Source organism: Bacillus sp. CH140a_4T (assembly GCF_008923725.1).
Taxonomy (GTDB): Bacteria; Bacillota; Bacilli; order Bacillales; family Bacillaceae_G; genus Bacillus_A.
Genome location: NZ_WBPF01000013.1, coordinates 307,008 through 330,870, shown reverse-complemented (window position 1 = coordinate 330,870; position 23,863 = coordinate 307,008). Strand labels below are relative to the sequence as shown.

Sequence of the window (23,863 nt, the reverse complement as noted above, 5' to 3'; positions counted from 1 at the left end):
AGCAGCAATCGCTGCTTCTTTTTTTAAGAATCAAATAAATGATGAAATAATCGATCACGATTTTCAAAGAAAAGTTTCGTTGTTTGGTAATGCTCGGTTTCTTCTAATGTAGATTCGTGAATCCCTTCTTGTGTTAAAGAGTATATTGTGGATTCAGGGTAAGCCATTAAAATAGGGGAATGCGTCGCGATAACAAATTGTGAACCTTGTTCCGCTAGTTCGTGCATTCGAATGAGCATGGAAAGTTGCCTCATTGGTGATAGAGCTGCCTCAGGCTCATCTAAAATGTATAAACCTTGTCCTGAAAAACGATTCATAAATAAGGAAAAGAATGATTCACCGTGTGATTGTTCGTGAAGTGAAACACCGCCATAAGATTTTATAGCATCTATTTCATCGATATAAGAAGCAACGTTATAAAATGATTCAGCGCGAAGAAAGAAACCGTCGTTTGGTGTATTGAAACTTTTAGAAATTCGAAGGTATTCATGTAAAGATGAATGTGAATCGTTTGTGCTAAAGCGGAAATTCTTCGTTCCACCTTCTGCATTAAATCCTAAAGCGATTGCAATTCCTTCGAGTAATGTTGATTTTCCCGTTCCGTTTTCTCCAATAATGAATGTTACATTTGGATGAAAAGCTAGTGATTGTAATGTTCGGATAGCGGGTAGACAGTAAGGATATGCGGAAAAACTAGGGATATTTTCTTTTTTTAATGTGACATTTTTTAAAAAGGGTACGTCAATCAATATATAAACCTCAATTCATAACGGATTTTGATTCTAAAAAAGCAGCAAATACAAGGGTAAGCCAACTTGCAAATAGTATTGTATATTGGAGTGCGCCAAAGTCAAGACCTTTCCAGCCGAAAGCCATTCTCTTCCATATGAAAATAAAAAGAACGCTTATGAAACCAACGATAGCAGGCATATATTTTATAATTTTTAAGAGCTTCCACATAAAAAAGCCGATGTATGTAAGTATAAAGAAGATAAGCAGAATGTGAAAAAAGGCAAGTGTTAATGACACGTGAACCCCTCCTTATTTTCTGAATATTTCATGTGGATTATAACATGTAAACTACCATATTCCAATGTGAAAATAAATGTTGCATCAAGATCAATTCTCTCGTTATGATAGATGGTATTCTATTGAAAAGATGAAAAGGAGTTAACATATGCCGTTTACATTTGCACATCCAGCAGCAGTTCTCCCTTTTGTGAAGAAGCGTTCTCAATATAATTCAGTAACGGCTCTTATATTAGGGAGTATGGCGCCTGATTTAGAATATTTTTTACACTTTAGACCGTATGGTGTTATTGGGCATACATGGTTGGGGTTCTTATATTTAAATTTACCACTTGTATTTCTGTTAGCATATATGTATCATTACATTTTAAAAAATCCGTTTATAACAAATTTACCTAAACCATTTGCAGGCTACTATACATATGCAGTAGATGAGAGGTGGGGGCTTCATACATGGAAGGATTTCTTTGTATTTTGCTACTCTGCTTTATTTGGTATGCTAACGCATGTCGTTTGGGATGCGTTTACTCATCATACAGGCTATTTCGTTATGAAAATACCATTTTTACAAAGAGAATTATATAGTATTCCAGTGTATAAATATATGCAACACGGGAGTACATGTGTTGGTTTCTTATTACTATTATACGTACTATGGAAGTGTAAAGATGAAACAGGAAAAGATATTATGATAGCTTCAGAAAAAAGGAAGTATTGGATTTCGGCAATCATTGTGGCAGCTCTTATATTTATCGTTCACGCGTTCGTAGATCCCTATTTTCATATTTTCCAAATAGGGGGTATAATAGTATCTGGACTGACAAGTTCGTTTTGTGGACTTCTCATTGTTTCTATAGTTTACAAAGCAAGGGACTAATTTATATTAATGAATGATAGTGTTAGGAGAAATTTAATGATGAAAGCATGGAAAAGTATTTTTGTTTTATGTAGTTTTCTTCTTATGTTAAGTGGTTGCTTCCATCAAGAAGAAAAGAAAGTTGAACCAAAGAAGAAAGAATCTATTCCTGAAACGAAAGAATATGGCGGGCGTGAGCTGAAAAAAGTAGGACAAAAAGTGAAAGAAACAGGGTGGGGTACTTTTAAATTAGAACAGATTCATTCTGTGAATCAAACATTTGAAGCAGCACCAATGAAAATTCACGTACAAGATGTGAAAGTAATCTCTTTATCACAGATGAGTAAAGATGCAAAAAATACATTAAAAGTATATACGGCATTAACTACTGAAGAAGTAAAGCGTAGATTAGGAGATAAAGTAAGTCAAGAAGATGCGGAGTTATATGCATCGCTAAGTGGAACAGAGATTAGTGATACAATTCGTTACGTTGAAATTACATATAAGGTGGAAAATAGCGGGAATAAAAATATGCAATTTTTCTCTATGAATGATGTTGCGATTAATGATAAGCAACATTTTAAAGTAGCAACTCAAAACTTTTTATATGATGAAGATACGCTTGTTGGTACAAAAAATGTATCAAGGGAAGACTACAAGCCAGGTGAAACAAGAGATGGTATTATCGGCTTAATACTTGATGATGGAAAAGAAAAAGTAAAGAATATTAAGTTTACAACAGATAATGTAATCGCAGCAGATACAGAAACGCAAGATATTGTAAAAGAGCCACAAACTTTTAATATCTCACTTTCTGAGTAAGTTGTTTTTAAATGTATGCAAGAAAAAACAGTCAGCACTTAAAATACTATGCTGACTGTTTTTTCTGTTCTTCTATGTATGAATCTACACTTTGAAAAGGCACCTTAATTTTAAACGCATCTTTTTGTTCATTAAATTGCTTTTCATTATAGGGGCCAAAACGTTTATTATGCTTTACGTCAATAATCCAATAATGCTCACTTTTTTTATTTGCAATTGCTGCGTCAGGGTTATTCGGATCTGACTTTTCCTCAGTTTGTTTTGCGATAATGTATTTATCATCCCAACCAATGTCTGTAATTTTTGCAGGGATGTATTGTGTGGCATATACAGCATCTTGCGAAGGAAAAAGCTCAAATGCATTTCCAGAAGTACGTATGAGTTCGTATTCATCGTTAATCGTATACGTTATATGATTTGTATTTCCAGCACAACCGGCTAATAGGAATGCGACGAATAGGATTATCCATTTTTTCAATATGGGAACCTCCTTTACAATGCTGTTGTAACACATTGTACAAGAAAAGTAAGAGAAACGCTAGTTTACAATGTTTTTTAGAAGTGGTACGATGAGACGGGTAAAGAAGGATATGAAGGAGTCGACATAAAAATGAAGTTAAAGATGCATCGTCCAGCGCTTGTAATGAATCGCATAGGTGCTTCCCTAATTGACATGTTTTTAATCTCGGTTATGTATGGTGCAGTAGTAGCTGTTATGACTGGAAATTATAGTGCTATTTTTGATCGCTTTAATATTAGTTTTGGTGATTATAGATATGATCTCGCAGTAGTTTTTATATTAATGGCGATATATTTTATTTTGGTACCCTTTATTTGGAACGGTGTAACACTTGGTAAAAAGGTAACAAGAATAAAATTAATTTCATTGAAGAGTGAAAAGTTAACATTACAAACATTAACGATACGATTTTTTGTATTGTTATTACCGAACATATTACTACTTGGAATTCCGATATTATGTAACGTATATATGATGTTATTCCGCAAAGATAATTGTGGTTTTCAGGATTTAATTACAAAAACGAAAGTAATAAGTCTTGTATAATGAAAAAAGACCTTCCTATTTTATACATAAAATAAGAAGGTCTTTTTTTGTTATACAAATACATTTATATAATAATATCATTTTTGGTTTTAATAGATTGAAAATTAAGAAAATGTTATAATAATTAAAATAATATCTTTATATAATAAGGGGGAAATTGAAATGACTGGAGGTAGTGTAATCTTTTGGGGGATTTTAATTTTCATCGGTTTAGTTTTTGATCAGCGTAATAGTAAGAAAAAAGAAGGAGTGAAAAAGTAACCGTTTACAAATGAATAAGCAACTTTTCTTGCTTGCAGACTAATCTCATAAAGGAGTATACTGAATGACGGTAAGACTTATAGAAGGGGTAATGAAAATGAAGCTTGCAGGAAAAGTTGCTATCGTAACTGGCGGTGGCATCGGTATTGGACGTAATACAGCTCTTTTGTTGGCTAAACAAGGCGCAAAAGTAATTGTGACGGACATTGATCAAGAAAGTGGACAAGCAACAGTGGAGGAAATTACGAATCTAGGCGGAGAAGCACTTTTTGTATCCTATGATATGGAAAAGCAAGGTGATTGGCAACGCGTAATCAGCATTACTTTGAATGCATTCAGTCGCATTGATATGCTTTTTCAAAATGCTGGTTTATATAAAATAGATTCTATTTTTTCACGCCAACAAGAGAACGATTCCAATGTGCTTTGTATTAATGACGTTTGGATAGAGATAAAACAATTAACGTCATCTTTTATGAAACAGCAAGAAGAAGTGGTGCTGAGTGACTTACCGATTTTCGGTATTATTGGCACGAAAGGACAATCATTTCATACAGTAGAAGCCCTCGTATAATAATGAAAACCGCCCTCAAAATATGTGGACGGTTTTTTTGTATGTGATATAGGAAAAATTATTTTTTAACGAATACGTTGTTCAGTTTGACTATCAAAGAAATGCGCTTTATTCATATCAAATGCTAGTTTAATTTGATCTCCAGGTGAAAATGTATGTCTTGCATCAACACGTGCTGCAAAATCTTGATCTCCAAGTTTCATATATAAAATAGATTCAGCACCTAGTAATTCAGCAACTTCGATTTTTGTTGTGAAGGCAGTAGATTGTGAAGCTTCTAAAAATAATAGTTCATCATGCATGTCCTCAGGGCGAATGCCTAAAACAATTTCCTTATTTACATAGCCTTGTTCACGTAACATCTTCATTTTTCCTTCAGTTACTTTAATTTTTATTGCATTGTCTATAACGAAATCGGTTTCAGTTAATTTACCACGGAAGAAATTCATCGCTGGAGAGCCAATAAATCCACCAACGAAAATGTTTTCAGGTGTTTCATATACTTCTTTTGGAGTTCCGATTTGTTGAATCTTTCCGTCTTTCATAACAACGAGACGTGAAGCCATTGTCATTGCTTCTGTTTGATCATGTGTTACGTAAATTGTTGTTGTTCCAAGACGGTGGTGTAATTTAGAAATTTCTGAGCGCATTGCAACACGTAATTTAGCGTCTAAGTTAGATAAAGGCTCATCCATTAAGAACACTTTCGCGTCTCGAACGATTGCTCTACCTAACGCAACACGTTGACGTTGTCCACCGGATAATGCTTTCGGCTTTCTATCTAAATATTGTTCCAGTCCTAAAATTTTTGCTGCATCTTTCACACGACGATCGATTTCATCTTTTGGTATTTTTCTAAGTTTTAATCCAAATGCCATATTATCATACACACTCATATGTGGATATAGAGCATAGTTTTGGAAGACCATTGCGATATCGCGATCTTTTGGAGGGACATCGTTCATTAGCTTACCATCAATTGAAAACTCTCCTTTTGAAATATCTTCAAGTCCAGCAACCATTCGTAATGTTGTAGACTTTCCGCATCCAGAAGGACCGACAAATACGATAAACTCTTTATCTTGAATGTGTAAATTGAAGTCTGTTACAGCTGTTACGTTATTATCATATATTTTATAAATGTTTTCTAATTTCAGTTCTGCCATGGTATTTCCTCCTAGAAATAATTATGCAAACGTTTTCTTTGAGTTCATTATAAACTAATAGATTCAAAAAATAAACAAAAAAATAAAACGTTTTCATACATGAGAGGAATATTAGTAATTTTCGTATGTTTTCTTGGGAAAATAAGAATAAAAGTTGTAAGCGCTATTTTAAATTAAGATAGAATCTGTTATCATTCATTAATGAAAACGTTTGCGCCTTAAAAAAGAAAATCGAATTATTAATGAAATGGGGTAGCATAATGAAAAAACAGTGGTGGAAAGAAAGTGTAGTATATCAAATTTATCCTCGTAGCTTTATGGATAGTAACGGTGATGGTATTGGGGATCTTCGTGGTATTATTTCTAAGTTAGATTACTTAAAAGAATTAGGGATTGATGTCATTTGGTTATCGCCAGTCTATGAATCTCCAAATGACGATAATGGTTATGATATAAGTGATTATTGTAAAATAATGAATGAGTTCGGAACAATGGAAGATTGGGATGAGCTATTACATGAAATGCATGAACGTAATATGAAACTTATGATGGACTTAGTTGTTAACCATACTTCTGATGAACATAATTGGTTTATTGAATCACGTAAATCAAAAGATAATAAATATAGAGATTACTATATATGGCGTCCTGGAAAAGAAGGCAAAGAGCCGAATAACTGGGGAGCTGCTTTTAGTGGATCAGCATGGCAGTATGATGAAATGACAGATGAATATTATTTACATCTGTTTTCTAAAAAACAGCCAGATTTAAATTGGGATAATGAAAAGGTAAGACAAGATGTTTATGAAATGATGAAGTTTTGGTTAGAAAAAGGAATTGATGGCTTCCGTATGGATGTTATTAATTTTATTTCTAAAGAAGAGGGATTACCAGCTGTTGAAACAGAAGAAGAGGGGTATGTTTCAGGTCATAAACATTTTATGAACGGTCCAAACATTCATAAATATTTACATGAAATGAATGAAGAAGTATTGTCTCATTATGATATTATGACGGTCGGTGAAATGCCTGGTGTAACGACAGAAGAAGCAAAAATGTATACTGGGGAAGAACGAAAAGAACTGCAGATGGTATTCCAATTTGAACATATGGATTTAGATTCAGGAGAAGGTGGAAAATGGGATGTAAAACCATGTTCACTCCTTACTTTAAAAGAGAATTTAACGAAGTGGCAAAAAGCATTGGAGCATACGGGATGGAATAGTCTGTATTGGAATAACCATGATCAGCCGCGCGTTGTATCTCGTTTTGGTAATGATGAAACGTACCGCATTGAATCTGCGAAAATGTTAGCAACAGTGCTTCATATGATGAAAGGAACACCGTATATTTATCAAGGAGAAGAAATTGGAATGACGAATGTTCGATTCGAATCAATTGATGAATATCGAGATATTGAAACATTAAATATGTATAAGGAAAAAGTTATAGATCGCGGTGAAGATATAGAGAAAGTGATGCAGTCTATCTATATAAAAGGACGAGATAATGCTAGAACACCGATGCAGTGGGATGATGAAGACCATGCTGGATTCACAACGGGTGAGCCTTGGATTACGGTAAACCCTAACTATAAAGAAATTAATGTGAAACAAGCAATCCAAAATAAAGATTCAATTTTTTATTACTATAAAAAATTAATTGAGTTACGTAAAAATAATGAGATCATTGTGTATGGATCATATGATTTAATATTAGAGAATAATCCTTCTATTTTTGCATACGTAAGAACATATGGAGAAGAAAAACTTCTTATTATTGCAAACTTTACGGCGGATGATCGTGTATTTGAAATGCCTGAGGATATTAGTTATAGTGAATCAGAGTTATTAATACACAATTACGACGTAGAGAGTGAATCGGTAGATAACATTACATTGCGTCCGTATGAAGCGATGGTATTAAAATTGAAATAAGAAAAATCCTTATACCACTTCGGTATAAGGATTTTTTGATTACCATTTTAATATGGAGAATCCATATGGAGGAAGTGTAACTTGTAATACACTTGCTTCCGCTGAAAATTCTTCGTTTGTATAAATATTAATGATTTTCTTTCCAGTAACATGGGGAGGGAGTGAAGCTGTAATGTCACTATTAGTCGGATTTAAAACGAAAAAGATCGTTTCATCTTCATACGTTTTCGTATAAGAAATATAATTATGTTCATCATTTGCTTCAATGAATTGGAAAGTACCATGTCCTCCAAATGCTTTATACTGCTTTCGTAATGAAATTAATGTTTGTACATGTGTAAATAATGTATGATCTTGTTCTTTCGTATCCCAAATCATACATTTGCGGCAAGCTGGGTCCATACCACCGTCCATACCAATTTCGTCTCCGTAATAAATACAAGGGGAGCCGATGAAAGAAAGGTGGAATACATAAAGTAACTTTAATTTATTTTTATCCCCGTTGCATGTTGTCAATATTCTTGGTGTATCATGGCTGTCTAATAAATGAAATGCTGCTTCATTTACATTCATAGAGTAGGAATGTAGAGATTCTGTAATTTGTTTCATAAATTCATTTGCCTTAATGGAATCGTTAGCAAAGTAAGACAGTAGAGCGTTTGTAACAGGATAGCTCATTACAGCATCAAATTGATCTCCTTGTAACCATGGTAGTGCATCGTGCCAAATTTCTCCTAAAATATATACTTCAGGATTTAATGCTTTTATCTCGCTTCGGAATTCTCTCCAAAAGCTATGATCGACTTCATTTGCTACATCAAGGCGCCAACCGTCTATGTTGAATTCTCTTACCCAATAACGCCCTACTTCAAGTAAATACTCTTTTACATCAGGATGTGCTGTATTTAATTTAGGCATATACGGCGTAAACGCGAAAGTATCATAATTTGGAAATGGCTCAGTTTGAATTGGGAACTCATGAATATGGAACCATTCTTTATATGCTGACTGCTCACCATTTTCTAGTACATCTTGAAATTTATCGAAAAAGTATCCGCTATGATTAAATACGGCATCGAGCATTACTTTTATACCGTGTGTATGACATGCCTGAACGAGTTCTTTGAACGTTTCTTTTGTGCCAAATTGCGGATCGATTTCCATGTAGTCAATTGTGTCATATTTATGATTGGAATGTGCTTTGAAAATAGGGGTGAAATATATTCCCGAAATTCCAAGCTTCACAAGGTAATCGAGGTTTTGAATAATACCAGCAAAATCCCCCCCGAAAAAATTAGTCGGAGTTGGCTCAGCGCTGCCCCAAGGAAGGGTGTTTTCTGGATTTAGTGCACGATCTCCATTAGCGAACCGTTCCGGGAAAATTTGATACCAGACAGTATCTTTAATCCAGGAAGGTGCCTTGAATACATCATGTGCATGAATAAATGGGAAACAGAAAAAGTTACCAACGTCATCATTTGGGATGCTGGAAAAAAATCCTCGCTCTGCATAAATAAGCGTTTCTGTATCATTTTTTAATTCAAATCCGTAACGTAAGCGCTTAAATTTTGGTTCAATGGAAATGGACCAAAAATCAAACAATGCAGTAGAACCAGTTTTTATCATCGGTGTACTTGATGTAATCCATTTCCCGTCTGTCCAATCATAAGGATCACCATAAATAAGAGTGGCGCTTTGAACATCGTCTCTTTTCGTACGTATTCGGATGTGAATCGTTTTTTCATCGTAAGCGTATGCATAATTATCTTTTGGCCTATGGTAAATGGCTTCTTTAAGCATATAGACAATCCCCCCTTTAATATCTCCATACATATTGTTCCCTTAAGTATAATAATAAAGTATATGTTGCAAACGATTGCTTTTTTCATATCTTTAATATTGCTTATAAGAGTAGTATTCATTTCATATAAAGTCAATGTATAAGGAGTGTAGTAATAATATTTTAAAATTAATATTTGCAAAATGAATAAAAGAATGTATAATGATAGACAAATAGCGCAAACGTTTTCATAGATTGAGATATTGTTTGCGCTTCTATTAAACCATTTAATGCAAACGTTTTCAAATAGTAAGGTACATATACAACTTAGGGAGGTTTTTGGGATGAAGAAAGCATTATCATTATTAACGGTTTCAGCATTATCAATTGGTATGTTATCTGCATGTGGACCGAAAGATTCAGGGAAAAAAGAAGAAAGTAAAGCAAAGAAAGATTACGATCTTCTCGTTTGGGAAGATGATAAAAAAGGTGTTGGTTTAGAACCAGCAGTGAAAAGCTTTGAGGAAAAATATAAAGTAAAAGTAAAAGTTGTTGAAATGCAAATGACAGATCAAGTGAAGAAGTTACGCCTTGATGGACCAGCGGGGACTGGACCAGACGTTGTAACATTGCCACATGATCAAATCGGAAACGCAGTAACAGAAGGTTTACTTTCTGAAGTGAAAGCTGATGATGCTGTAAAGAGTAAATTTACTGACTCATCAATAGCGGCACAGACATATAACGGAAAATTATATGGTTTACCAAAAGCAATTGAGACACCGATCTTTATTTACAATAAAAAATTAATGCCAAAAGCACCAGAAACGATGGACGAGCTGTTTAACTTCTCAAAAGAATTTACGAAGGATGGCAAGTACGGATTTTTAACATTAGGAGATAACTTCTACTTTGCTAATGCATTCATGGCAGGTATGGGTGGTTATGTGTTTGGTGAAAAAGACGGAAAGCCAAATGCAAGTGATGTTGGATTAAATAATAGCGGAGCAGTACAAGGTGCGGAATATCTTCAAAAATGGTACAAAGAAAAGTTATTCCCGAAAGGTATTATCGGTGAATCTGGTGGACCTGCTGCTGATGGACTATTTAACGAAGGAAAAGCAGCATCTATCATGAATGGTCCATGGGCGTTCCAAGCAATGGAAAAGAACGGAATTGATTATGGCGTTGCTCCAATGCCAAAATTACCAAACGGTCAACCGATGAAAACATTTGTTGGGGTTAAAGGATGGCATGTAACAAGTTTCTCTAAACAAAATGATTTAGCTACAAAGTTCACTGAATGGGTAACAAATGAAGAGAACGCAAAAATCCGATTTGAGAAAACAAAAGAAATTCCTCCAGTAAAAGCAGTGATGGAAGATCCAATCATTAAAGCTAATGAAGCTGCAAAAGCAGTTGCAACACAATCTGAAAATGGGATTCCAATGCCGAACATTCCAGAAATGCAAGAAGTATGGAAACCAGCTGGAGATGCACTTCAATTAGTTGTTACGGAAAAAGAGGCACCAAAGGCAGCACTTGATAATGCAGTGAAGCAAATTAAAGGTAATATTGAGGCAAATCATAGTAAGAAAAAATAAGGTGAAATTCGTGCCTCTCATATGAGTGGCATGAATTCTCTCCCAGAAAAAAGGGGGAAGGAACATGCAAACATCTATGGAACCAGCAAACGGCTTAAACGGTTCAAAACATAGGAAAATGGCAACCATGTTATCAATCATTCCAGGCATGGGCCAAATGTATAATAAACAATTTGTAAAAGGTCTTATTTTTCTAGTATTAACAGGTTCATTTATTGTAGCATTTGCTGATTTATTAAATATGGGATTATGGGGAATTGTAACGCTTGGTACAGAAGTTCCACGTGACCATTCTGTCTTTCTATTAGTAGAAGGAATCTTGGCACTCATTGTCATCGTGTTTGGACTCGGAATATATGCATTTAATTTATATGATGCATACCAAAACGGGAAGAAACGTGATATAGGAACCCCATTAAACTCTGTAAAAGAGCAATACCGTAATTTACTAGATCAAGGTTTTCCATATTTAATGGTTTCACCAGGTTTTCTATTACTTATCTTTGTAGTTGTATTTCCAATCATCTTCGTAATTTTAATTGGATTTACGAATTATGATTTATACCACTCTCCTCCAGCTAAATTAGTAGATTGGGTGGGCTTCAAAAACTTTATTGATATCTTTACATTACCGATGTGGAGAGAAACATTTTTAAGCGTATTCTCTTGGACTGTCATTTGGACATTCGTTGCAACGACATTACAAGTTGCGCTTGGTATTTTCTTAGCGATTATCGTAAATCAGCCTGGTATTAAAGGGAAGGCAATTATTCGAACAATCTTCATTTTACCGTGGGCGGTCCCAGCATTCGTATCTATTCTTGTTTTCTCAGGTATGTTTAATGAAACATTTGGAGCAATTAACAATCAAGTGTTGGCTTTATTCGGAATCGAAAAGATTGCTTGGATGACAGATCCGTTTTGGGCAAAAATCGCTTTAATTATGATTCAAACGTGGCTTGGATTCCCATTCGTCTTTGCAATGACAACAGGTATACTGCAATCGATTCCAGGGGAGTTATATGAAGCTGCTACAGTAGATGGAGCTACAGCTTGGCAACAGTTTCGTAAAATTACATTGCCACTTGTTCTATATGCAACAGCACCAATATTAATTACGCAATATACGTTTAACTTTAATAACTTTAGTATCATCTATCTATTTAACGGCGGAGGTCCTGCTGTAGCTGGACAAGACGCAGGTGGAACAGATATTTTAATTTCATGGATTTATAAGTTAACGATGACTTCAGCGCAGTACGGGAAAGCAGCAGCTCTTACAATGATATTATCGTTAATCGTTATTACAGTTGCGTTATGGCAATTTAAGAGAACAAAATCATTCCAAGAAGAGGATATGATGTAAATGAATATTAAAAGACAAAAGATGTTACGTCTCTCATTAAGTTATTTCGTTATTTTCGTAATGTGTGCCATCATTTTCTATCCATTATTATGGATTATTGGCTCATCGTTTAATCCGGGTGATAGTTTATCTGGATCCAGTATTATTCCACAAAATGCAACGTTAGATCATTATCGTAAGTTATTAGATTTAGAGAATAGTAATTATTTACTATGGTATAAAAACACGTTAAAAGTAAGTGTTATAACGATGATTTTCTCAGTGTTAGCAATTAGTTTTACTGCTTATGCATTTTCAAGATACCGTTTTGTTGGAAGAAAAAATGGTTTATTAACATTTTTAATTCTGCAAATGATTCCGAACTTTGCAGCACTAATCGCTCTATACGTATTAGCACAGTTAACAGGGTTAATCGATACGCACCTTGCATTAATTTTAATTTATGTAGGCGGGGCAATTCCAATGAATACATGGCTTATGAAAGGATATTTTGATACGATTCCGAAAGAATTGGATGAGTCAGCTCGTATGGATGGGGCAGGACATTTCCGTATTTTTTGGCAAATCATTATGCCACTTGCAAAGCCAATCGTAGCGGTTGTGGCGTTATTCACTTTCATTGGTCCATTTACAGATTTCATTTTAGCGAGTGTTATTTTGCGCACACCAGAAAATTATACTTTAGCAGTTGGGTTATATGAAATGGTAGCGAAGAAATTTGGTAATGAATTCACAACGTTTGCAGCGGGTTCAGTATTGATTGCAATCCCAATTTCAATTTTATTCCTATCACTACAAAAATACTTTATCTCTGGTTTAACTGCGGGAGGTACGAAAGGATGAAAAATGGGACATTACGTCCCATTTTTCTTTTCATCTCCCTATAAAAAGCTTTATAGGGAGATGAAAAGAGATTTGACATCACATATGAAAAGAAGTGAAATAAATAGTATATTATAGTATAGGAAAAAAGAGCTATATCCCTTACAATACATGGAGAGGGAGAATATGATAGGTTTTACAAGACAGAATCAATGAAAGTTTATAACTTCTCCTATTACTTGCAACGGGTGCAAGATAAAAATATATATAAAATGGCAGAGAAGTGAGAGGAGGGGGATTTTTATGACAGTTACAATTAAAGATGTGGCGAAGAAGGCGAATGTAGCACCATCTACCGTTTCTCGTGTAATTGCTGATAATCCAAGTATAAGTGAAAAAACAAAGCGCCGTGTTCGGAAAGTAATGAGTGAACTAGGGTATCATCCCAATTTAAACGCAAGAAACCTAGCTAACCAAACAACCAAAACACTTGGTCTTGTTATGCCAAGTTCTGCAAGTAAAGCTTTTCAAAATCCGTTTTTCCCAGAAGTTATAAGAGGGATTAGTTCATTTGCACATGTGGAAGGGTATGCACTTTATATGTCGACAGGTGAGACGGAAGATGAAATTTTTAATGGTGTTGTAAAGATGGTACAGGGGCGCCAAATTGGTGGCATTATTCTTTTATATTCAAGAGAGAATGATCGGATTATTCAATATTTGCATAAACAAAATTTCCCGTTTGTTTTAATTGGGAAACCATATGATCGAAAAGATGAAATTACATATGTAGATAATGACAATTATACAGCTGCAAGAGAAGTAGCAGAATATTTAATTTCATTAGGTCATAAACAAATCGCGTTTATCGGCGGTGGATCAGATTTACTTGTAACGAGAGATCGTTTGGCTGGTATGAGTGATGCTTTAAAATTAGCAGACATTGTATTACCGAAAGAGTATATTTTACATTTTGATTTTTCGAGGGAAAGTGGTCAACAAGCCGTTGAGGAGTTAATGGGACTACAGCAACCACCGACAGCAATTGTGGCAACGGATGATTTAATTGGACTTGGTGTGTTAAGTGCTCTTTCTAAAAAAGGATTTGTTGTACCGAAGGATGTTTCTATTGTAAGCTTTAATAATGCTTTATTATCAGAAATTGCGAGTCCGCCACTTTCAACAGTTGATGTGAATATATATCAGCTAGGATATGAAGCTGCAAAAGCTTTAGTTGATAAAGTAGAGAATGCGGAATCTACTGCAAAGTGTATCATTATTCCTCATAAATTACTAAAGCGTCAAACTTGCGACCATTATGCATAACAAAAAGCTAAGAGTTTAACTCTTAGCTTTTTGTTGTAGAAAGGCTTCTAAACGGTCACAGCCTTCTTTTAAAGTTTCGATGCTATATGCATAGGATAAGCGAAGGTAGCCTTCACCATATTCAGAAAATGCTGTTCCAGGAACGACGGCAAGTCCAGCTTCTTTCACAAGATTAAGTGCAAAATCAAATGATGACGATGTTAAATGGCCAACATATGGGAATAAGTAAAATGCACCTGTGGGCTTCTCAACTGTTAAGCCCATTTGAATGAGCCTATTATATACGTAATCACGGCGTTTTTTGTATTGATGACGCATCATTTTTGGTGCATCTTTAGCAGCTGTTAATGCTTCAATTGCAGCGTATTGAGCGATTGAAGTAGCGCAAGTTACGTTATATTGATGAACTTTTAATATATGTCCTGCTAAATAGCTCGGTGCGAACAATAGACCGATACGCCAGCCAGTCATAGAATGAGATTTTGATAAACCGTTAATGACGATTGTCTTTTCACGCATTTCTGGGAAATGAGCGATCGATGTATGCGTTTGCTCATAGACAAGTTCGCTATAAATTTCATCAGAAAGGACGAAAATGTTTTTATCTTTTAAAACATCTACAATATTCTGTAGTTCTTCTTTTGATAAAGTTACACCAGTTGGATTAGAAGGATACGGCAGTACGACGCATCTTGTTTTTTCAGTAATGGCATTTTCTAGTGCTTCGGCTGTTAAACGGAAGCCAGTTTCACGAACATCAATAAAAATAGGTGTTGCGCCGCATAATCGAATAATCGGCTCGTATCCTGGATAAATAGGGGCAGGTAAAATGACTTCTGTTCCTGGCTCTAAAATCGTTCGGAATGCAACATCAATTGCTTCACTGGCACCGATTGTAACGATGGTTTCGTTTTCAGGTGAATAATGTAAATCGTAGTTATCTTTTACAAAGTTACAAGCTGCCTTGCGTAATTCTAGTAAACCAGCGTTATGTGTATAGCTTGTATAATTTTCTGTAATAGCCCGTTTTGCCGCTTCTTTTACGAGAGAAGGTGTAGGAAAATCAGGTTGTCCAATTGTTAAAGAGATAAGATTATCATAGTTTTGAATCATGTTAGAGAATTGACGGATTCCAGAAATTTGGATGTCCTTTACTCTAGGATTAATGAATTGTTCCATTGTATCTCCCTTTCTTCCGTTTGAAAATTAAGTTCATTTTAACATATTTTCTATGATTTCGCTTGCGTATATGTTATGTAGAAAGGGAGAGATAATAGAAAAAAAGCCGCTGTATGCGACTTTTAATATCCGTATTCCCAATCTATTTCATCTTCATTCCAAAGTACAGAGGATACTTTGCCAAGGTGAACAACTGATTCATTCACAGCACATGTGCAATTTTCATCTCCTGTTTTATGCTGCAACTCTTCATATACTGATTTTTCAACATTCTCTAGAACGACCAAATTTTCTTCTTTTAAAACAAGTGTAGTACCCGCCATATTTATCTTCCTCCTACTAAAATGATGATCACTTATTTGTAAACATAGATAGTATGGATTATATGCTGTATTTTGCTATAGTTGTCCGTCTCATGAAGTATTTTTTATTTTCTTTGTAATCCGTATTCATTGTATACTGCCCGGCAGAAATTTGGTACAGGGTTTACATTCATTTCGAAAATCTGTAACAATTATTATGAGTTGTTAACAAAGAATTAATAAATATGTTAAGAAAAATCAAAATCTTGCAACAAATACGTCTGTAAAATGATATAATCATATCAAAATACATATAGGGGATGAGAGGCTATGGAGCTTATCCGTGATTTAATGATCCAAATTGCCATCATAATTTTGCCACTATTTTTATATGAAGCGATTCGTTTAAATCGTTATCAAGAAATGCCTCCGAAGCCGAACCGCTACTTTATTATGTTCTTATCTAGCATTACACTCATTCTCTCCATGACATACTCTATTTGTTTTGGTGACGTTTGTGGGTATAATTTTCACCCAATCCCGATTGTTAGTGGTTTCCTATATGGTGGAATTGTTGGTTTAATCCCGGCCGTTATTTTTGTTGCATATGAATGGGCGCTAAAGGGAATAAACCTCTTTCCAGTCATAGAAGTAATATTTCTATTAATAGTTCCATTATTTTTATCAAAGAAATGGTCTCTATTTTCAAGGGATAAGAAGCTAATTTTGGCATTTATGATTTCATCATTGTACGTACTTGTTACTTTAGTGATCGGGATGATTAACGTTCTGTTAGAAACGGGGTTTACACCGTATGTTTCCCACCTATATAGCGGATATATATTTGCTTCGCTTATTATGGTTATGACAATGGTATTTCAGGTGTACTTAACAGAATATTTAAATGAAAATGCAATACTGCGTACAGAGATGCAAAAGTCCGAAAAGCTTAATATTGTAAGTGAGTTAGCAGCAAGTGTTGCACATGAGGTTCGAAATCCGCTCACTGTTGTTCGTGGCTTTATTCAATTGCTAGAAAGTACGGAAGATGTGAAGAATAAGGATTATATGCGTCTCGTATTAGCCGAATTGGACCGGGCAGAACAAATTATTTCAGATTATTTGAATTTAGCAAGGCCACAAATTGAGAAGAAAGAACATATTTGCCTATCGGCTCAATTAATAGAAATGACAACTCTTATGTCATCATTTGCAGCGATGCAAGGTGTATATTTGCAAGTTGAGATTTCTGAAAGTCTTTATACGATCGGTGATAAGACGAAATTGAAGCAAGCGATTATGAATGTTGTTAAAAATGGTATTGAAGCAATTCAAGGGAATAAAGGATATTTAAAAGTAACGGCTATGCAAAAAGATGAAACGATTGTAATAAGAGTTAAAGATAGTGGTGTTGGAATGACGAAAGAACAGTTAGCAAGGCTAGGACAACCGTATTATTCTTTAAAAGAAAAAGGGACAGGATTAGGGCTTATGGTAACATTTAGTATTTTACAAGCGCATAATGGTACACTGGAATATAAAAGTGAAAGTGGGAAAGGGACTGAAGCGATTATTATATTGCCAGCTGTAAGAAATAAGGAATAAAAGTTACCGATGGAAGGTAACTTTTTATTTTATATTGTTTATTCATTTGTTTTTTCTTGTTTTGTTCGGCTAAATAAACTTTTAAATGATTGCAAGAATCCTTGCTCTTTTGAGGCAGCAACCATTCTTTTTGTTTCTTGAATTTCACGAATTACTTGCATAAGTTGTGTATCACGATTACTGTCTTTATTATAAATTTGATTTACGAGTTTATTCATTTTTTCTTCTTGCTTAGATTCTCGTTTATACATATGATTCATTAATAAGTCCATCTTTTCTTTTTGCAGGGCATCTGTTTGAGCGGCATGATCCACTAACTCTTGTAGCATTTTTTCTTGAGAGCCTTCTTTTACATAAACTTGTTGCATCAATTCATCTAGCTTTTCATCTTTTAAACGATTTTGGGTAATAAGGGTCGAATTTTGATGAATGATTGCTTCATTTAATTGAGCGAGCATTTCAAGTTTTAACATGAACTCCTCAAAGTTACGTCCATCTTCTTTTTCTTTCGGTTGTATTTCTTGCTTATCTTGTATAGCGGGTACAGGTGGGGCCTCTTTTTCTTTTAAAATAATAGGTATCGTTTCTGAAATATCTTCTTGTAATGTAGCAGCTCTTTCATGTATAGATTTCAATAGTTTTAAATCATCCAGTTTATAAATACGAGCATCAGCTGTTTTGGAAATCATATAACCATGTTCCTCTAACAGTTGACTATATTTACGGACTATATGTTTTGGGATGCCTGTTTTATTCGTGACATCTTTCGTTTTATAGATAGCTTCCATGTTATTTCCTCCCCAAAAAGTATCGTATATATCATTTCAATCTTTTATAAGGACTTCCTTTGAAAAAGAATGTCGGAAGGTTATTAGTTTTCTACAGCATTAGTGAAAAGATGAAGAAAAATGAGAGTTTTTGGCGGAATGGCGAAGAGGAGCTAAAATAATGTCTGAAAACATATACAGGAGAAGTTTGTTATAATAACTGAGGAAAAGAAACTGGTAGAATCATGGAGGTATACATGAAGCAATTAAAAGGTGTTATCATTTCAATTATTGCAATTCTTTCTATTGTAGTAGCGGTTTATGAAGTACTTGTTCCAGAGGAAACAAGTATCAAAAAAACAAATGCGTATGATCAAGTTCTAGAATTTCCGAAAGAGCGATATCCGGAGACAGGGAAACATATTACGGATGCTATAAAAGAAGGACATTCAGAAGTTTGTACAATCGACCGTGGTGGTGCTGCGGATAGAAGAAAATTATCGTTAGCTCCATATCCATCAAAAAAAGGGTATGATCGTGATGAATGGCCAATGGCGATGTGTAAAGAAGGCGGAAAAGGAGCACATATTGAATATATAAGTCCAGCAGATAACCGCGGAGCAGGATCTTGGGTAGGAAATAAGTTAGATAAATACCCAGATGGTACGCGTGTGAAATTTGACGTGAAGTAGTAGTTGCATATTTCATAATGAAGGAGAAGGGGAACGATGGAGTTAACAATTTCTTATTCGCAATTAATGTTGATGAACTATGATGGTGAGCAGCCTTACGTAGACTGGACGGATGAAGATTTTGAAAGAGGTTATGCGAAGGCGGATGGAACTGTTATTTTTGAAGCACTCTCTGATTATACTTGTGAAGTAAAAGTGACTTGCGGGAAACATATTGAGAAAGAAGAAGTGATTAGAACGGTTACAGTTCCTTTTACAGTTGAAAATGAATGTATCGTTGTAACAAGTATTCTTTCAAATAAATTTCAAATCTCTATTCCGAATGGTGAGTATACAGTTGTATTACAGGCAACTCCTCTTGAAGAACCAACGGATGATGAATTATATAAAATACAATACGAATTCTTTTTTGAAAGTAAAGAATAAAAAATGGGTTATCCTCAAAAAGGATAACCCATTTTTGTTATGCGTTTGTTTTTAGCAGGGAACGAGCATCCTTTGCTGCTTGCACCATGTGTTCTAAAGCCGGGATAACTTCTTCCGTTCTTCTCGTTTTTAAACCACAATCAGGATTAATCCAGAAATATTTAGGATCGCATACTTCTAAAGATTGTTCTACGATTTTATACATTTCATCTTTACTCGGTACACGTGGGCTATGAATATCATATACACCTAGACCGATGCCTTTTTCATATGTTGTATGTTTTAATGTGTCAATAAATTCTCCGTGACTTCTTGATGTTTCAATAGAAATCACATCTGCATCTAATGCGCGAATCGCGTCAACAATATCTTCGAAGTTACTGTAACACATATGCGTATGAATTTGTGTTTCATTTGCTACAGAAGAAGTTGCTAAAAGGAAGGATTGTACTGCCCATGTAATATAAGCATCCCAATCTTTTTCTTTTAGTGGCATTCCTTCACGAAGTGCTGGCTCATCGACTTGGATTACTCGAATTCCGGAAGATTCAAGTAGTTCAATTTCGTGACGAAGAGCTAATGCAATTTGATATGAAACTTCTTTTCTTGGAATGTCATTTCGAACGAAGGACCAATTTAAAATCGTAACAGGTCCAGTTAACATTCCTTTTACAACTTTCTCTGTTAAACTTTGTGCATAAACAGTTTCCTTAATAGTCATTCCGCTAATAAAGGCTACATCTCCATAAATAACAGGTGGTTTTACGCAGCGGGAACCGTATGATTGAACCCAACCGTTTTTAGTGAATGAGAAACCAGCAAGGCGCTCACCAAAATATTCGACCATGTCAGTTCTTTCAAATTCACCATGTACAAGGACATCAAGACCAATTTCTTCTTGGTAACGAATCCATTTTTCTGTCTCTTTTTCAATAAATTGTTCATATTGTTCATTTGAAATAACACCGTTACGCCATTCTTTTCGCGTTTGACGAACTTCAGTTGTTTGCGGGAAGCTACCGATTGTTGTTGTTGGTAATAATGGTAACTCCAGGGCAACTTGTTGTAATTCGTATCGTTTTTCAAATGGAAGAGGGCGTGAAAAATCTTCTTCTTTTAGTGCTGTTCGTGTTGCTTTAACATCTTCTCGGTTACGTGCAGCAGATGAACGAATTGTATGATGTACATTTCGGTATGTTTCCAGCTCATTACTAATGCTTTCTGTACCTTGAGTCAGAGCGGAATGAATAAGAACTAACTCTTCTAGTTTTTGATTTGCAAATGCTAACGCATCAAATAGCTCAGTCGATAAGTGAGTTTCTTCTGTTTTATCGATTGGTGTATGCAATAAGCTACAAGAAGGCTGAACGATGAAATCTTTCGTTTGGACTTGTTTTTGTAACGTTGTAAATAACGTAAGAACTTCATCAAGGTCAGCTCTCCAAATGTTACGGCCATCTATACAACCGATAGCTAAAATTTTATCAGCTGGGAATCCATATTTTGAAATAGCATGTAGATTACCTTCTTTACCATGAACGAAATCTAAGCCAATACCGGATACAGGGAATGTAATAATTTCTTCATAGTTTTCTTCTACACTATCAAAATATGTTTGTAAAAGAAGATTCGCATTTGGAACTTCTTTACGAATAGCTTCATAAATTTCTTTTGCTTGTTGAATTTCTTCGTTTGTTAGAGAAGCGAAAATCGGTTCATCGACTTGAATGACTTGTGCACCAGCTGCATGTAGTTCTGAAAGCAGTTGTACGTAAGGTGCAACTAACTGTTTTAAAATAGTAGTAAATTGCTCTTTTGTATAGCCTTTAGCTAATTTCAAGAAAGTATATGGTCCTAAAATAACAGGTTTTCCATCTACTCTTAATTCTTGTTTCGCCTCTTCATATAAGCGAAGTGGACGATTATCTTTTAATGAGATTTGTAATCCCTCTTCATATTCAGGAACGATATAATGATAGTTTGTGTTAAACCATTTTGTCATTTCGGAAGCTACGTGATCTTTAGAGCCACGCGCCATGGCAAAATATACATCAAGGTAAGATGTAAACTCAGAAAAACGTGATGGGATAAATCCTAGCATATAAGCAGTATCCAAAACGTGATCATAATATGTAAAGTCGCCAACGGGGATGAGTTCAATCCCTTTTTCTTGCTGTACTTTAACGTGTTGAAGGCGAATTTTTTTCATCGTAGTTAAAAATTGTTCTTCATCAATTTTATTGGACCAAAAAGCTTCCAATGTTTTTTTCCACTCTCTTTGTAGCCCGATACGTGGATAACCTAAATTACTTGTTTGAATTGCCATTTCAAATTCCTCCCTAATTGAAAGTAAGCATTTCCGTTTACTAGGAAATACCTATAACAAAAAGTATAAAGGCATAGAGAATAAGCCTTCCTTTTTGTTTTAACACCTCATCATCATCCGTGAATCTATCAGTGTTGTTAAAACAGGCAGGTCTCCTGACTTATGCTTCATATAATTTCTTTCACCTTCCCGTTTTCACAGTGGCACTACAAAGAAATCTCAGCATTTACAGTGGCGGGACCGTGTTGGAGTTTCACCAAGCTTCCCTTTTAAACACGAAACGAAATTTTCGTGTACCTATTTTCCTTTTGAAAGGAAGTTAACAAGCGATATGATATTGAAACAAATTCTAACACAATTTTCGGAATTTTGTCTACTGTTTTAAAATAAGAAAATTCTAAAGTTTTTTTATTTTAATTATTCATATTCTTCAGATTTTTTAGAGGTGAATCGCAATTAAATATACAAAGAAGAATGTACTTGTACAGAGATAAGATGCTAGTTATGATATTTGAAAATCCGTCCATATTTTGGAATAAGGAAGGGAATTGGATGGTTCATTTTGAAATAGTAAGTTATTACAAGAAAGAACAAGGTTTCTGTATAAAGATACATAAACTAAGTTTATAGAAATGGGGAATTTCAATTGGAACAAAGTACACAAACTATATATTCACCGTCAAAACATATAGTTTCAGCAGCGACAATTGTAATGAATGAACAAAATGAAATCCTATTAATTAAAGGACCTAGAAGAGGATGGGAAATGCCAGGTGGACAAGTTGAAGAAGGGGAGTCTTTGAAAGAAGCTGCAATAAGGGAAACGAAAGAGGAAACGGGTATTGATATTGAGGTTTTAAAATTTTGTGGAGTATTTCAAAATGTGAACCATTCAATATGTAATACGTTGTTTTTAGCTAGGCCAGTTGGAGGTAAATTAACGACTACACCAGAAAGTTTGGAAGTGGGTTTCTATCCTATTGAGCAGGCGTTAGAAATGGTGAGTTTTATGAATTTCAGACAAAGAATTGAATACAGTTTGGATGAAAATCAACAACCTTTTTATATAGAATTTTAAGAAATAATCTTCCGTTATGGGATGCTGGTGATGAATAGATATTTGTTAAATTTTTGAGTGCAGTATCTTATAGCGAAACTTAAACAAGCATAACCCCGTCCTAAATTAGAATGGGGGTGCTTGTTTTAGGTTTTAAAATGAAATAACTTTATCGTCTTTTTACCGTTTCTTCTTTATAAGTTCACTCGGCATCTATATCAATTTCTGAAAGTCGCCCTGCAATTGCATCTGTAAGGAGGGTGTTTAACCATTGTAATTCAACTGAGATATGTTCAATAACACTTTGTAAAATATATAGTTGTGCACGTGGAATTTGTCCTTTGCTACAATCATAAATAGCTTGCATTTTATGTAAATATTGAACGGTATCATTTTTCTTTTTTTCTAAAATAGGAACTAACTCTTGATCGTCACCAAACTGAGCGAAAGAGAGTGCCGAATAAATTGGTTTATAGATTTGATTTTTTGCCTCGAATTGTTTTAATAGTAACTTGTGAAATAATTGTTTACCATCTTCTGTTATATGAAAGATTGTTTTATCTGGTCTATTCGTATCTCGAACAATCGTGGTAATACGAATTGCACCTTGCTTTTCTAATTGCTCGAAGGCGTAGTAAAGTGATCCTTTTGCATATTTAATATAACAATCCATTTGTCTTTCTTTCATGATGTGTTGCACTTCATATGGATGTTTATCCCCTTCGAGTAGCAAACCGAGAATGACTAATTTCATGCTCATTCTGTCTCAACTGCTACTAAAAATATAGACAAATGTATATTCTTAGAGTATTCCTGCTTCTACGTGCCCTGCCTCGCTAATCACTTGCTACTACAGTTTGCTGTGACACTCCACAGGCGTAAATTCCGATGTAGCCCACC

The 23,863-nt window shown here is 34.7% G+C and carries 24 protein-coding genes and 1 riboswitch; of the genes, 14 read left to right on the top strand and 10 right to left on the bottom strand.

Annotated elements, in window-relative coordinates; translation table 11 throughout:
- Positions 1–23 precede the first annotated feature (23 nt).
- Positions 24–749, bottom strand: coding sequence for an AAA family ATPase (locus F8162_RS10295; protein WP_000567982.1), 726 nt, complete (start codon positions 747–749; stop codon positions 24–26).
- A gap of 10 nt (positions 750–759) precedes the next feature.
- Positions 760–1,029: a hypothetical protein gene (locus tag F8162_RS10290; RefSeq protein ID WP_151632867.1), complete on the bottom strand. Its 270-nt coding sequence runs from the start codon at positions 1,027–1,029 to the stop codon at positions 760–762.
- Positions 1,030–1,177: 148 nt separating this feature from the next.
- On the opposite strand from F8162_RS10290, the gene F8162_RS10285 reads away from it, so the two are divergent.
- Together F8162_RS10285 and F8162_RS10280 are read left to right on the top strand one after the other, a co-directional pair.
- Entirely contained in the window at positions 1,178–1,906 is a 729-nt protein-coding gene (locus tag F8162_RS10285; RefSeq protein ID WP_151632865.1) for a DUF4184 family protein, read from the top strand.
- Between the two features lie 36 nt (positions 1,907–1,942).
- Complete coding sequence (locus F8162_RS10280; RefSeq protein ID WP_151632863.1) at positions 1,943–2,707, top strand: hypothetical protein; 765 nt, start codon at positions 1,943–1,945, stop codon at positions 2,705–2,707.
- A 46-nt stretch (positions 2,708–2,753) separates the two neighbouring features.
- Here the strand turns inward: F8162_RS10280 and F8162_RS10275 are convergent, their stop codons facing one another.
- On the bottom strand, positions 2,754–3,185 hold the full coding sequence (locus F8162_RS10275) for a DUF3997 domain-containing protein (protein WP_151632861.1): 432 nt from the start codon (positions 3,183–3,185) through the stop codon (positions 2,754–2,756).
- A 132-nt stretch (positions 3,186–3,317) separates the two neighbouring features.
- Here F8162_RS10275 and F8162_RS10270 point away from each other — a divergent pair, with 132 nt between their 5' ends.
- The 3 genes from F8162_RS10270 (at position 3,318) to F8162_RS10260 (ending at position 4,608) form a co-directional block, all read left to right on the top strand.
- The gene (locus F8162_RS10270) at positions 3,318–3,773 is read left to right on the top strand and encodes an RDD family protein (RefSeq protein WP_151632859.1); all 456 of its coding nucleotides are present in this window, start codon (positions 3,318–3,320) and stop codon (positions 3,771–3,773) included.
- A 162-nt stretch (positions 3,774–3,935) separates the two neighbouring features.
- Entirely contained in the window at positions 3,936–4,034 is a 99-nt protein-coding gene (locus F8162_RS10265; RefSeq protein WP_000145657.1) for a hypothetical protein, read from the top strand.
- Between the two features lie 64 nt (positions 4,035–4,098).
- The gene (locus tag F8162_RS10260; RefSeq protein ID WP_000218416.1) at positions 4,099–4,608 is read left to right on the top strand and encodes an SDR family NAD(P)-dependent oxidoreductase; all 510 of its coding nucleotides are present in this window, start codon (positions 4,099–4,101) and stop codon (positions 4,606–4,608) included.
- 65 nt (positions 4,609–4,673) lie between these two features.
- Here F8162_RS10260 and F8162_RS10255 read toward each other — a convergent pair whose 3' ends face one another.
- Entirely contained in the window at positions 4,674–5,774 is a 1,101-nt protein-coding gene (locus F8162_RS10255; RefSeq protein WP_151632857.1) for an ABC transporter ATP-binding protein, read from the bottom strand.
- 260 nt (positions 5,775–6,034) lie between these two features.
- On the opposite strand from F8162_RS10255, the gene malL reads away from it, so the two are divergent.
- Positions 6,035–7,711, top strand: coding sequence for an oligo-1,6-glucosidase (gene malL, locus F8162_RS10250; RefSeq protein ID WP_151632855.1), 1,677 nt, complete (start codon positions 6,035–6,037; stop codon positions 7,709–7,711).
- A 39-nt stretch (positions 7,712–7,750) separates the two neighbouring features.
- Here malL and F8162_RS10245 read toward each other — a convergent pair whose 3' ends face one another.
- On the bottom strand, positions 7,751–9,511 hold the full coding sequence (locus F8162_RS10245; RefSeq protein ID WP_151632853.1) for an alpha-glycosidase: 1,761 nt from the start codon (positions 9,509–9,511) through the stop codon (positions 7,751–7,753).
- A gap of 324 nt (positions 9,512–9,835) precedes the next feature.
- Here F8162_RS10245 and F8162_RS10240 point away from each other — a divergent pair, with 324 nt between their 5' ends.
- The 4 genes from F8162_RS10240 (at position 9,836) to malR (ending at position 14,609) form a co-directional block, all read left to right on the top strand.
- Positions 9,836–11,095 carry an extracellular solute-binding protein gene (locus F8162_RS10240; protein WP_151632851.1) on the top strand — a complete coding sequence of 420 codons (1,260 nt, stop codon included), beginning with the start codon at positions 9,836–9,838 and terminating at the stop codon, positions 11,093–11,095.
- A 64-nt stretch (positions 11,096–11,159) separates the two neighbouring features.
- A complete protein-coding gene (gene malC, locus F8162_RS10235; protein ID WP_071713149.1) occupies positions 11,160–12,461 on the top strand; it encodes a maltosaccharide ABC transporter permease MalC in 1,302 nt (433 codons plus the stop codon).
- Complete coding sequence (gene malD / locus F8162_RS10230) at positions 12,462–13,304, top strand: maltosaccharide ABC transporter permease MalD (protein ID WP_001022594.1); 843 nt, start codon at positions 12,462–12,464, stop codon at positions 13,302–13,304.
- A 282-nt stretch (positions 13,305–13,586) separates the two neighbouring features.
- Positions 13,587–14,609, top strand: a complete 1,023-nt coding sequence (gene malR, locus F8162_RS10225) for a maltose operon transcriptional repressor MalR (protein WP_151632849.1) — start codon at positions 13,587–13,589, stop codon at positions 14,607–14,609.
- Positions 14,610–14,624: 15 nt separating this feature from the next.
- Here the strand turns inward: malR and F8162_RS10220 are convergent, their stop codons facing one another.
- Positions 14,625–15,788 (bottom strand): aminotransferase A, encoded by a 1,164-nt coding sequence (locus F8162_RS10220; RefSeq protein WP_151632847.1) that lies wholly within the window; start codon positions 15,786–15,788, stop codon positions 14,625–14,627.
- A gap of 122 nt (positions 15,789–15,910) precedes the next feature.
- A complete protein-coding gene (locus tag F8162_RS10215; protein WP_000929281.1) occupies positions 15,911–16,111 on the bottom strand; it encodes a hypothetical protein in 201 nt (66 codons plus the stop codon).
- A gap of 309 nt (positions 16,112–16,420) precedes the next feature.
- Here F8162_RS10215 and kinB point away from each other — a divergent pair, with 309 nt between their 5' ends.
- Positions 16,421–17,695, top strand: coding sequence for a sporulation sensor histidine kinase KinB (kinB, locus tag F8162_RS10210; RefSeq protein WP_151632844.1), 1,275 nt, complete (start codon positions 16,421–16,423; stop codon positions 17,693–17,695).
- A gap of 38 nt (positions 17,696–17,733) precedes the next feature.
- Here the strand turns inward: kinB and F8162_RS10205 are convergent, their stop codons facing one another.
- Positions 17,734–18,483 carry a DUF3967 domain-containing protein gene (locus F8162_RS10205; protein WP_151632842.1) on the bottom strand — a complete coding sequence of 250 codons (750 nt, stop codon included), beginning with the start codon at positions 18,481–18,483 and terminating at the stop codon, positions 17,734–17,736.
- Positions 18,484–18,719: 236 nt separating this feature from the next.
- Here F8162_RS10205 and nucA point away from each other — a divergent pair, with 236 nt between their 5' ends.
- On the top strand, positions 18,720–19,154 hold the full coding sequence (gene nucA / locus F8162_RS10200) for a DNA-entry nuclease (RefSeq protein ID WP_151632840.1): 435 nt from the start codon (positions 18,720–18,722) through the stop codon (positions 19,152–19,154).
- A gap of 36 nt (positions 19,155–19,190) precedes the next feature.
- Positions 19,191–19,580 carry a competence protein ComJ gene (gene comJ / locus F8162_RS10195; protein WP_151632838.1) on the top strand — a complete coding sequence of 130 codons (390 nt, stop codon included), beginning with the start codon at positions 19,191–19,193 and terminating at the stop codon, positions 19,578–19,580.
- 37 nt (positions 19,581–19,617) lie between these two features.
- Here the strand turns inward: comJ and metE are convergent, their stop codons facing one another.
- Positions 19,618–21,906 carry a 5-methyltetrahydropteroyltriglutamate--homocysteine S-methyltransferase gene (gene metE, locus F8162_RS10190; protein ID WP_151632836.1) on the bottom strand — a complete coding sequence of 763 codons (2,289 nt, stop codon included), beginning with the start codon at positions 21,904–21,906 and terminating at the stop codon, positions 19,618–19,620.
- A gap of 127 nt (positions 21,907–22,033) precedes the next feature.
- A riboswitch (cobalamin riboswitch) is annotated at positions 22,034–22,222 on the bottom strand.
- A gap of 330 nt (positions 22,223–22,552) precedes the next feature.
- Between metE and F8162_RS10185 the strand changes: the two genes are divergently transcribed.
- Entirely contained in the window at positions 22,553–22,984 is a 432-nt protein-coding gene (locus tag F8162_RS10185; protein WP_151632834.1) for an NUDIX hydrolase, read from the top strand.
- A 181-nt stretch (positions 22,985–23,165) separates the two neighbouring features.
- Here the strand turns inward: F8162_RS10185 and F8162_RS10180 are convergent, their stop codons facing one another.
- Positions 23,166–23,723, bottom strand: coding sequence for a PadR family transcriptional regulator (locus F8162_RS10180; protein ID WP_151632832.1), 558 nt, complete (start codon positions 23,721–23,723; stop codon positions 23,166–23,168).
- Positions 23,724–23,863 lie beyond the last annotated feature (140 nt).

Bases quoted from the DNA above. Each gene is read 5' to 3' on its own strand.
- malL (WP_151632855.1), top strand. From the start codon at position 6,035: ATGAAAAAACAGTGGTGGAAAGAAAGTGTAGTATATCAAATTTATCCT.
- metE (WP_151632836.1), bottom strand. From the start codon at position 21,906: ATGGCAATTCAAACAAGTAATTTAGGTTATCCACGTATCGGGCTACAA.
- malR (WP_151632849.1), top strand. From the start codon at position 13,587: ATGACAGTTACAATTAAAGATGTGGCGAAGAAGGCGAATGTAGCACCA.
- F8162_RS10205 (WP_151632842.1), bottom strand. From the start codon at position 18,483: ATGGAAGCTATCTATAAAACGAAAGATGTCACGAATAAAACAGGCATC.
- F8162_RS10215 (WP_000929281.1), bottom strand. From the start codon at position 16,111: ATGGCGGGTACTACACTTGTTTTAAAAGAAGAAAATTTGGTCGTTCTA.
- nucA (WP_151632840.1), top strand. From the start codon at position 18,720: ATGAAGCAATTAAAAGGTGTTATCATTTCAATTATTGCAATTCTTTCT.
- F8162_RS10240 (WP_151632851.1), top strand. From the start codon at position 9,836: ATGAAGAAAGCATTATCATTATTAACGGTTTCAGCATTATCAATTGGT.
- F8162_RS10220 (WP_151632847.1), bottom strand. From the start codon at position 15,788: ATGGAACAATTCATTAATCCTAGAGTAAAGGACATCCAAATTTCTGGA.
- malD (WP_001022594.1), top strand. From the start codon at position 12,462: ATGAATATTAAAAGACAAAAGATGTTACGTCTCTCATTAAGTTATTTC.
- malC (WP_071713149.1), top strand. From the start codon at position 11,160: ATGCAAACATCTATGGAACCAGCAAACGGCTTAAACGGTTCAAAACAT.
- F8162_RS10285 (WP_151632865.1), top strand. From the start codon at position 1,178: ATGCCGTTTACATTTGCACATCCAGCAGCAGTTCTCCCTTTTGTGAAG.
- F8162_RS10260 (WP_000218416.1), top strand. From the start codon at position 4,099: ATGACGGTAAGACTTATAGAAGGGGTAATGAAAATGAAGCTTGCAGGA.
- F8162_RS10245 (WP_151632853.1), bottom strand. From the start codon at position 9,511: ATGCTTAAAGAAGCCATTTACCATAGGCCAAAAGATAATTATGCATAC.
- F8162_RS10180 (WP_151632832.1), bottom strand. From the start codon at position 23,723: ATGAGCATGAAATTAGTCATTCTCGGTTTGCTACTCGAAGGGGATAAA.
- F8162_RS10270 (WP_151632859.1), top strand. From the start codon at position 3,318: ATGAAGTTAAAGATGCATCGTCCAGCGCTTGTAATGAATCGCATAGGT.
- F8162_RS10265 (WP_000145657.1), top strand. From the start codon at position 3,936: ATGACTGGAGGTAGTGTAATCTTTTGGGGGATTTTAATTTTCATCGGT.
- comJ (WP_151632838.1), top strand. From the start codon at position 19,191: ATGGAGTTAACAATTTCTTATTCGCAATTAATGTTGATGAACTATGAT.
- F8162_RS10255 (WP_151632857.1), bottom strand. From the start codon at position 5,774: ATGGCAGAACTGAAATTAGAAAACATTTATAAAATATATGATAATAAC.
- F8162_RS10280 (WP_151632863.1), top strand. From the start codon at position 1,943: ATGATGAAAGCATGGAAAAGTATTTTTGTTTTATGTAGTTTTCTTCTT.
- kinB (WP_151632844.1), top strand. From the start codon at position 16,421: ATGGAGCTTATCCGTGATTTAATGATCCAAATTGCCATCATAATTTTG.